A 6,343-nucleotide genomic window follows, 5' to 3' on the forward strand; every position below is an offset into this window, starting at 1 on the left:
CCGCCTTTCAGGCATCATTTGATCAGGAAGCTGAGTACATCCCCAGTGAGCAGCGATGGAATTGGAGCTACGATGTGGCTCACGGAAATACTAGCTATCAGGCCAATCTTTACGCTAAACCAGTTGACGGAAATATTAACTGGGAAATGTATATTTCTAAATCTGATGCTTACGAAAATTTTCTATGGTTTGAAGGCATATCGGCGCAAGATGGCTCAAATGGAACCTGGACGGTGAACGTAGAACCCGAAGGAAATTCTCGGGAAGCCTTGTTCATTGATTGGAAAAAAGCTGGCGAGGAAGTCGCTAGCATCAAGTATACCGTAACTGATCCCGTTAGCGATCAAAAGAACAGCTACATTGAATACGGAAAGAGTGATGATACCACTTTTGATTCGTTCTATCGGGTTTATCTGGCGAAGGAAGATAACCTAATGAAGGTTGACTATAACTCAGAAACCAAGGTCGGACGCGTACAAGATCCAGCTCGCTTTGAAGATAATGAATGGCGTTGTTGGAATAGCGAATTAGTGAATACTGATTGTGACAACTAAAAACAAAAGGGACACCCAAGAGTGTCCCTTTCTTATTTTCAATAGTTGGTTTACTGCTTAGTTATTCATCGCAGTAGGCTCTCCCGCTGAAGCAGTGATATCGAAGCCTACATTGACAGTATCATAGATTAACTCATCTTTGGCCCGAGCTTCGTAGCCATTTTCCTCCCGGAAGTTTACGCCCCACTTAGTACGATCAATGTTAAATTTAGCTTTGGCGGTTACTTGCCCGTTGTTTATATTCACATTAGCCGGAAATGTAACGTTCAGTGTTTCGCCTCGTATCATAAGATTTCCTGAGATAGTATGGGTGGGGCTTTCAATACTATATTCGTCAACCTCTTCATCGTTTACTACCAACTTCATTTTATCGTCACTATCGTTAGCAGCTACTTCACTGGAGTAAGATTCTACGCTGGTAATCTCAAAGGTGGCTATAGGGTGTTCTTCTACGCTGAAGAAATCGTCAGATCTAAGGTGATTGGTTAGTTTATCTTTGTACTCACCTTCCAAATCTTCTACGTTGATTTGGTTCATGTCAATCGTAAATTTTCCGCCTACTACATCACCGTTCATTACCGAAATACTGCCGTCTTGAATACCAATAGTGCCATTGTGACGGCCCGTAGGTTTGAAACCAACCCACATTAGTTGACTTTCGCTAGTGTTCACTGCATAGTCGCTGGCAGTAGCGCTCACTTCTTCTATAGCTTGAGCTTCGCTAACTTCGGCATCTGATCCGCCGGGTTTTTGCTGACAACTGAAGAGTAGAGCTGCAAAAAACAGTGACAAAATAGAAATTCGTACTATATTCATAATCGTTAAAATTTTTCCCGGATAAATTCCGGGGTTGATAGTAAAATATGATATTAAGTCACTATAACGAATGGTGCTTAATTTTGTTTGTTGTAACTACAACATTTATCAATGGTAACAATTTGTTAACTTCCAATCGCTTGAATTTCCCAATCATCGGTACGAAAAGGGGAAGCTGGCAAGCCCTCAGAATTATACAAGTTTACGTCGGGATTGCTACGCCAACCGTAGCGGACGGCCGCCGGACGAGCTACTTCAGCGGCTTTCACCGAAATCTCAGTATCGCTAACAATAGTAGTTTGAGCGGGATAAAACTGCTGGTCTTCGCTGGCCACTTCAAATCCCCGCAATTTTTCATCTGGCATCTTGAACAGCCCCTCCCCTACGTGCTCGAAAGTCAGAACTACTGAATCGTCGGCTACCCGCATAGATTCGTAGATTGGTCCCGAGTAGACGTTTTCTTCTCCGTAGGCTACCTTACGAGCGGCGAGCGCCAATCGATAGCCTACGTCTTGCTTATTGCGCGGGTGAATATCGGCGGAATCGCCAATATCGATAGCTACGGCCATTCCGGTGTTAGGTAAGCTTAGTGTCATCGCTTGTGCTTCGCGAAGCCGAGGCCAGTTTTCTGGAGCGGAACCGGGTGCGCTGAAACTAGCCAACTGAACAAACAGGAAAGGGAAATCACCGATGCCCCACTGCGAACGCCAATCGTCGATCAGCAGTGGAAACAGGGTTTGGTACTGTTGAGCCCGCCCGGCATTACTTTCGCCCTGGTACCAGATGGTCCCTTTAATTGGGTACGGCAGTAGTGGGTTGATCATTGCATTGTACAAAAGAGTAGGCTCCTGAGGATACGAAGATATTGTTGGAAATTCCCCTTCCTGATTTTGATCGTATTTCCATTCACCGGCTATATCAACTGATAACCGCTGACCATTGCGAGCCAGGTACATCTTGTCAGCCGGACCGGTGAATCCGCCTCCCCCGCCCGCATCGAGTACCCGCACAGTAATAGTGTTTTCCCCTGCTTTTACCAGTTCAGGCGGAATTTCGTAGGTGCGTAGCATATTGTAGCCTTCTGTTTCGCCCACTCGCTGGCCATTTACCCAAGTGATATCGGCATCGTCAATCATGCCTAAATGTAGAGTAAGGGATTGATTTTCGTAGGATTGGGGCAAGGTAAAGGTTTTTTGAAACCACACGTAGCCATCAAAACCTGCTAATGGCGGATTAGCATTTTCCCACAGCGTAGGCAGCTCCATTGTTGGCCAATCTTGATCTTCCAACGGAACGGTAATAGACGACAATCGGACCTTGGCCTGCTCTATAGATTGTTCTTTCAATTTCTGCTTCTCCGAGAAACTTAACTTAGCCGATTCATCTGAACGGAGGGCATCAATCATGGCCGAAAAATCTTCCATCTGTCGTACTGATGCTTCACTTACCCAGGCTTCGGCGGTGGTTCCGCCCCAAGAAGAATGCAGCAACCCGATCGAGATATCTTGTTCCTGCTGAATTTCTCTCCCGAAAAAATAGGCTACTGCCGAGAAATTCGCCACCGTTTCGGGAGTACATTCCTGCCAACTACCACTATCGAGCTGGTTCAATGGTTCTAGGCTAGTGTTACGGTACACGGTAAATAAGCGAATGTTAGGGTAATTGGCATTGGCTATTTCTTCTTCATAATTATCAACTTCGGCACTTAGTGGCCACTCCATGTTAGACTGACCCGAAGCCAACCAGACATCGCCTACCATCACATTCTCCAGTGTAATTTCCTCTTCACCTCTGATAACTAATTGGTAAGGTCCGCCCGCTTCCATAGCGGCTAGGTTCACTTGCCAACTGCTATCTTCATCCACCACTGTTTGTTCAACTTGGCCGTTGATTTTTACTTCTACGGTGCCACCCGGGTTAGCCGTACCCCACACCGGCATTTCAATGTCGCGCTGTAGTACGGCATTATCCGTAAAAAGCTGATGCGGCTGCACTTGGGTAGCGGTAGGTGACTGGCAGTGCATCAGAGCAATGGAAGCTAGTCCGAGAATGAAGGCGTTGAGAATTTTCATAGATCGTTGATTCTGGTGCTAGTTGAAAATTGATAGCGGCTGCCGCGCAGTGGATAATGGATAGTTAATAAGGTTTTGATTAGTAGTTCAAAGTTATTCAGTTTGCAGGAACCTACAAATGCTAATAATTTTGTTTCGATATTCGTTCACTATACCTCTATTTCCAGGGTATTACTTTTCCACGCTCTTCGTTAAGCAGTTCGGGCGGGATGCTCACTTGGATTTCTTGTTTGATAATACGAATCAGTTTTTCCCGCGGAAACCGTTTATGATACGTTAAGCTGATCTCCCGTAGTGGCTGAATATTCTTAAAATCTCGAATATTTTCTCGCTGCTTAGCCGACAGCTCCCGAACGGCTAGCTCGGGTAAGAGGGTAAATCCGTAGTGCTGATCCACCATTTTCTTGAGTGTTTCCAAACTTCCGCTCAAAAAGTTGATCTGCTGATGAGATTGCGCAACATTTCCGCAAATTTTCTCTACCTGATCGCGAAAGCAGTGCCCTTCCTTAAGTAGCCAGATGTGGTTCATATCTAATTGCTGCAAAGCAATTGGCGATTGGGGATAAGGATGCCCTTCGGGTAGGTAGATCAGAAACTTTTCGTAAAATAACGGAGTATGTACCAAGTCCGGCTCCCGACGGTTGGCAACCCACACGCCAATATCTAACTGCTCTTGATGTAGTTTTTCTACCAACTGCTCTGAAACCAGTTCTTCGATCTCAAAATCTATCTTTGGATATTTTTTGGCCAATTGGGGTAGCAAATGAGGCAGCAGGTACGGGCTAAGCGTAGGTATCATACCCATCCGTAACCTTCCGGCTACTTCGTCGGTATGCTGGTGAACCACCTCCCGAATCTTACGCAGACTAGCCAGTGTATTATGCGCCTCTTTTACTACCTGTGCCCCAATATCAGTAGGTGAAACCGGTTTTTTATTTCGGTCAAATAGCACAATGCCCAGTTCATCCTCCAACTTCCGTATCTGCATACTAAGTGTAGGCTGAGTAACAAAACAATGGGCGGCCGCCCGGGCAAAGTTCCGGTGCGAATTTAGGGCAACTACGTATTCTAATTGGGTAAGCGTCATATAGACAAAACCTATTGATTCATCAATATAATCAATTTGACTTATGAATTTATATTTGGTAGTATTGTTTGTATTTGTTGCGATGCAGCAAATTCTCTACAAACTATTTATTACGAAGGAGCTCCCGTAGCTCCTTTTTTCATATATTTCTAGCATGGAATATTTTGAAGCAATTCGCTTGGGCGAGATTGCCGAGGTGAAACAGTACTTATCAAAAAAGCCGGCCCTGATAGAAAAGCGCGATCCACGGGGATTTCCCCCGCTAATTCTAGCCAGCTATAACGCGCAGTTAAAAATGACGGAACATCTGTTGGATGCCGGAGCAGATATCAATGTTCAGGATGCAGCGGGAAATTCCGCACTAATGGGGGTTTGCTTTAAAGGACATGCTCGCGTAGCTCAGTTGCTGATTGAGCGGGGCGCGGATGTAAATCGCCAAAATACTAACGGAGCTACCGCTCTTATCTACACCGCTACTTTCGGACAGCGAAAAATTGCCGAGCTACTGCTTAAACACGGAGCCGATAAAAGTATAAAAGATCAGCGGGGCAATACCGCTCTCGATCACGCCCAGATGCAGAGTGCCCCAGGCATGGTTGAATTATTAGCCGATTAATCTACTTTCTTATTCCAGCTTAGTAAGCAGCATATACGAATCTAAGTTTCCTTTTTGATTGTAGCTCTCTGACTTTACCATACCTACGTTACGGGCAAACCAATGCACACCCGGATACGACGTAGTGCGATTCACGCCTATCGTTTTTATGCTCACTTCGGTATTGTAAGTGATTTTGTAGCAGTCAAACGTGCCTGCCGGGGTAGTAATTGTTTCCTGGCCAGCTACTTTACGATCTTTAATCACTACAACGCTGGACATTATGCTGGCTCCACCGCCACCCATTTTCATCTTGAACGTCGTTGTGCTTTCAGGTAGTTCTTGCCCTACCGACATATCTGAGGGTAGTGAAATATAATCTGTTTCAATTTCTGTGTCCATCCCTTCCATTGAATTTAGCTGATCCATCGACTGTATCATCTGGTTCATATCAACTTTTACTCCATTTCCCTCACAGACTACCAAGAATGAACCGTCGGTGATTAATTTATCTTTCTTATCGAACAGCTTCGTATTGACAGTAGCTTCTAGTCCGCTTCCACTTTTATCCACATTAGTAACGGTATTTTCTTGCCGAGTAGCTACTCTATCTTTTTTGTCGTAGTAGGTGAGATGAAATACCGAACCTGGTTCCATCCGGTAAAAAGTATCATTACATTCTTGAGCAGAGGCTTTACTGATAATTGCTAAGCTAAGTAGTGTGAAAACGAAGTATTTCATAATGGTTGTTTTCTGATTAGTACTAAAATATCTTAAATAGTAAACTTCAACTTGCTAAAATACGCAAATTTTTGGTTTGCGCTGTTTGTGAGAACTAGCGATGTCCTGTAGCTCACACATGTGTACTGCCAATATTCTAGTGCTGAGCATAATCATTCAAATTGCGCCTCAACTTGAATAATGAACTGAAAGGTTGGCAACTGACTATTTAGCTTCTAAGAAGGTTCCTTGATCAAAAGTAAAGACCGAAGAAGGGGTGCGGGCGTTTTGCAGAATCTCTTGCATCTGGGCAACAACTTCCGGATGTTCCGTTGCTACGTTATTTTTCTCACCAATATCCTTCGTAAGATTATATAGCTCGAGCGGACTATCTGAGTTTTCTAGCACATCGTAACGTACTGCCTTCCAATTATCTTGCCGAACGGCCAGTCGACCACCTCGCTCATGAAACTCCCAGTAAAGGTATTCGTGCTTAGGC

General features: G+C 44.7%; 6 protein-coding genes and 1 pseudogene. 2 read left to right on the forward strand and 5 right to left on the reverse strand.

What is annotated here, in order from left to right:
* A partial coding sequence (locus WBA23_RS13635) for a hypothetical protein (protein WP_424582829.1) occupies positions 1-554 on the forward strand: 554 nt, incomplete at its 5' end.
* Positions 555-611: 57 nt separating this feature from the next.
* Here the strand turns inward: WBA23_RS13635 and WBA23_RS13640 are convergent.
* From WBA23_RS13640 to WBA23_RS13650, 3 genes are all read right to left on the reverse strand, one after another.
* Positions 612-1,370 carry a YceI family protein gene (locus WBA23_RS13640; protein WP_424582830.1) on the reverse strand — a complete coding sequence of 253 codons (759 nt, stop codon included), beginning with the start codon at positions 1,368-1,370 and terminating at the stop codon, positions 612-614.
* Between the two features lie 125 nt (positions 1,371-1,495).
* The gene (locus tag WBA23_RS13645; RefSeq protein WP_424582831.1) at positions 1,496-3,442 is read right to left on the reverse strand and encodes a sialate O-acetylesterase; all 1,947 of its coding nucleotides are present in this window, start codon (positions 3,440-3,442) and stop codon (positions 1,496-1,498) included.
* A 157-nt stretch (positions 3,443-3,599) separates the two neighbouring features.
* Positions 3,600-4,529 (reverse strand): LysR substrate-binding domain-containing protein, encoded by a 930-nt coding sequence (locus WBA23_RS13650; RefSeq protein ID WP_424582832.1) that lies wholly within the window; start codon positions 4,527-4,529, stop codon positions 3,600-3,602.
* 154 nt (positions 4,530-4,683) lie between these two features.
* On the opposite strand from WBA23_RS13650, the gene WBA23_RS13655 reads away from it, so the two are divergent.
* Positions 4,684-5,145, forward strand: a complete 462-nt coding sequence (locus tag WBA23_RS13655; protein WP_424582833.1) for an ankyrin repeat domain-containing protein — start codon at positions 4,684-4,686, stop codon at positions 5,143-5,145.
* A gap of 9 nt (positions 5,146-5,154) precedes the next feature.
* On the opposite strand, the gene WBA23_RS13660 is transcribed toward WBA23_RS13655, so the two are convergent.
* Both WBA23_RS13660 and WBA23_RS13665 read right to left on the reverse strand, forming a co-directional pair.
* Positions 5,155-5,865, reverse strand: a complete 711-nt coding sequence (locus WBA23_RS13660; RefSeq protein ID WP_424582834.1) for a hypothetical protein — start codon at positions 5,863-5,865, stop codon at positions 5,155-5,157.
* A gap of 204 nt (positions 5,866-6,069) precedes the next feature.
* A pseudogene (locus WBA23_RS13665) lies at positions 6,070-6,343 on the reverse strand (hypothetical protein); the annotation flags it as partial.

The organism is Tunicatimonas sp. (assembly GCF_049647865.1).
GTDB lineage: Bacteria > Bacteroidota > Bacteroidia > Cytophagales > Cyclobacteriaceae > Tunicatimonas.